We start from the raw sequence: 3,291 nt of genomic DNA on the forward strand, positions 1-3,291 counted from the left end.
TTTCAGCTTCATTGTATTTTCCGAACTAAAACGCCAGATTAAAATCAGCAGATTCTCGTCAGCGGAGCTATACACCATAACGTCTTGGCACTACAACGGGTTTGGGACTAAATTAAGCCCATTCTTCGGATTTGCCAAATCTTCCAAATACAAGATCATATTTCCATTAAGCCAAATGCCTAAATCCGTTGTAGTGGCTGTTAGTGGTTCGGCTTTTCTTTGTAAAGTTCATAATTTTGAATAATTAATTTTTCTAGCCTTTCGCGGTTATATTTTAATCCTGCCAACCCAATAGTTAAGGGTGTTCCATATAATTTAGTATTTAAATTTAGAAGCACTTTTTTAAATCTGTTTGAGCGGTCAATATATTTTTCAGGATTATAGATATTTACTATTAAAATTTTTGTCGATTTTATTTTTTCGACCCGAATTGATTCAATGTCTTTCCATAATATCAATCCAACACTTACAGCACTAGAATTATCATAAATTCCGTTTTCATCAAGTATTAATCCTGGCTTTTTGTCAAATAATTTTATTGGAATATAAATCCAAGCAGTGCTACAAAAAACAAGGAGAAGTAATCCTATTATTTTTATAAATTCAACGCTTCTGAATCTAGGAGAAATAAACCGTTCTGGGTATTGAAAAAGATAATAACTGCCTACAATAAAAACAGATGTCCCAATCAATATTAAAATAAGTTTAATTTTGCTTGATGGAATTTCAACTTTATGAATCATAATTTCTTGATTTTCGTCTTTTAAGCTGACCACTAACGTCCCGCTACTACAGCGGGGTTGGGACTAAATTAAGCCCATTCTTCGGATTTGCCAAATCATTCAAATACAAAACCATCTTTCCATTAAGCCTATTGCCCAAATCCGTTGTAGTAGCTGTTAGCCGTAGTTATTTCATTAGTTTTCCGTTTTCGTCCCATGAAGTAAATGTATTTTTTATTCCGTCTCGAATAAAATTTACTTTTCCACTTTCGTAATAAGCTTTATAATAAATTTCTTTTCCGTTTTCAACTTCACTTTCATATTTTAAATTTCCATTTCCATAAGAACTGTAAAATTTGCCATTTGGAATTCCATTAACAACATTTTGATAAAGTGCAATTTTTCCATTGTTAAAATAGCAAATTATTGTACCGTTATACTTTAAATTATCTTTAAAAAGAATGTCTTTTTTATAATGTCCTTTAAATATTAACTTTCTGTTTTCATTAAAGTATTCTACGTCACATTCGTCTTTTAATTTGTTGGTGTATTTTTCCAAAAAATTGCCATTAAAATAGTGATAACTACTTGATACATTTTCAACGAATTGGAATTTTGGTTTTCCATTTTTCCAATACTCTATTGTTTCATTATTATCGTTGTCAAATTGTTGCTTTAAATTTCCATTTTCTAAATATTCAATATTTTTTCCAATTTGATTTCCAAGATTATATTGACGTAACCATTTAATTTTTCCATTCTCATACCAATCGATATATTCTTTGTGGCATTGGCTGTCTTTCACACTACCAATAGATTTCTTTTTTCCAGATTCGAAAAAATTAACATTAACATATTCTGATTTTTCTTTATATAAGCGTAAAGATTTTATTTTTTTACTTTTATAAAAAGTCGTATCGATAGCAGTAAAATTTTTCAGGTTTATTTTAAGAGAATCTAGTTCATTTTCAATTACTGTTTTTTCCTTGCAAGATGAGAAAAACATACAAACCAATAATAATAAAATATATTTTTTCAATTTTCTTTTCTGATTACGTTCATTTATAATTACGGCTAACGTTCTGGCACTACAGCGGGTTTGGGGTTAAATTAAGAGCATTTTTCGGATTTGCCAAATCATTCCAAATACAAAACCATATTTCCATTAAGCCCAATGCCCAAATCCGTTGTAGTGGCTGTTACCACTCGTTTATTTTTAGAATATTAGTTGTTGAATATCATTTCTAATTAAGAACAAAAGAATCAAAATCACTAATGTAATTATGTTCGTTTCGGATTCAACATATTTCTGACTTTTATAGTTTTTATAAGTTTTAAACATTAAATAACCACCGATTAGTACGATTGGGAAATAGTCCAAAATTATTTCAACGTACCAAAGTTCTGAGATTCTGCTTGCAGTTGCACCTTCACCATAAATTCCCCAAAAAACAAAAATTTCAATTACGAACAATAAAATAATAATCGCAAAAAGGAACGCACTATTAATTGCAATATTCTTGTATTCGGTCTTTTGTTTAGCGAGTTTACTTATATTCAAAATGAGCCATTATTAAAGTAAAAACAAAAAAGAACTGCAAATAAATGAATTCCAATTAAAAGGTATTTCCATTTCGGTTTATTCATTAAAATTCGGCTATAGATGGGGATTTGAATTAATGCTAGTATAATTCCAATGAAATTTATTTCGCTGGTTAAATTTGCTAATAACATTGTAAAAGGAAAAATTACTTTTGCTGGAATGTATGTACCGTGTCCACCGCCTGCAAAGAATATCGTTACAAGTAGACATAAAAAAGTAATTGTTAATATTTTAGCTGTTTTCATTTAAATGAGTGGTAACGTTTTGCCGCTACAAGCGGTTTGCGGGTTTTGAAACTGAGTATTTTCTGCTAAACGAAAATAGGGTAAAAAACCGATAATTCCACTAAATCCGCAAATCGATCGTAACGGCTGTTGGCAGTAGTATTTTTATTTAAATCGTTCTGTTTTTGATATATTATTATTTTCATCATAATGTACAATGCTATCAAGATGATATTTTTCATTTGCAGGAATTGGATATTCTTCAGTTGTTTTGTCAACACTTGATGAATATTCTTTTCTGTTTTCATATGTTATTTCTCTTATGCGATGTCCTTTTTTATTATATTCCCAAGTTCCTAAAACTGGTTCTTTCGAAGTCATTTTAAAAAACACTAAAAAAGGAATTGGAGTGCAAAAAATGAATAATAATAAGTTCCAATTTTTAAACTTTATTTTGTCTTTATAAATTATTATTCCCGTAGCAATTACCAAAATTATCCAACCAATGAAAAGAATAAAGATATAACCAAGTGATGCACTTTGGTCACTTTTAACAATCGACCAAATAAAAATTTCAAGTAATAAATTAATTACTGAAATTGCTAATAGCTTTAAATTTGGATTGTTTCCGTTCATTTCGGTTAATATTACTGCCAACGTTCTCGCGCCACAAGCAGTTTGCAACTTATGAAAGAGAGTATTTTCGGCTAAACGAAAATACAAATTAAAACGATAATTCCAC

The 3,291-nt window shown here is 29.4% G+C and carries 4 protein-coding genes; all 4 read right to left on the reverse strand.

Features of this window, described 5'->3' with window-relative positions:
• Positions 1 to 200: 200 nt before the first annotated feature.
• Positions 201 to 743, reverse strand: coding sequence for an STM3941 family protein (locus H600_RS0111615; RefSeq protein WP_157509909.1), 543 nt, complete (start codon positions 741 to 743; stop codon positions 201 to 203).
• 166 nt (positions 744 to 909) lie between these two features.
• Positions 910 to 1,761 carry a toxin-antitoxin system YwqK family antitoxin gene (locus H600_RS0111620; RefSeq protein ID WP_157509910.1) on the reverse strand — a complete coding sequence of 284 codons (852 nt, stop codon included), beginning with the start codon at positions 1,759 to 1,761 and terminating at the stop codon, positions 910 to 912.
• A gap of 177 nt (positions 1,762 to 1,938) precedes the next feature.
• Positions 1,939 to 2,283, reverse strand: coding sequence for a hypothetical protein (locus H600_RS0111625; protein WP_026728941.1), 345 nt, complete (start codon positions 2,281 to 2,283; stop codon positions 1,939 to 1,941).
• 431 nt (positions 2,284 to 2,714) lie between these two features.
• Positions 2,715 to 3,291: hypothetical protein (locus H600_RS23040; protein WP_035108607.1), on the reverse strand; the 577-nt coding region annotated here is incomplete at its 5' end.

Source organism: Flavobacterium denitrificans DSM 15936 (assembly GCF_000425445.1).
Lineage (GTDB): Bacteria > Bacteroidota > Bacteroidia > Flavobacteriales > Flavobacteriaceae > Flavobacterium > Flavobacterium denitrificans.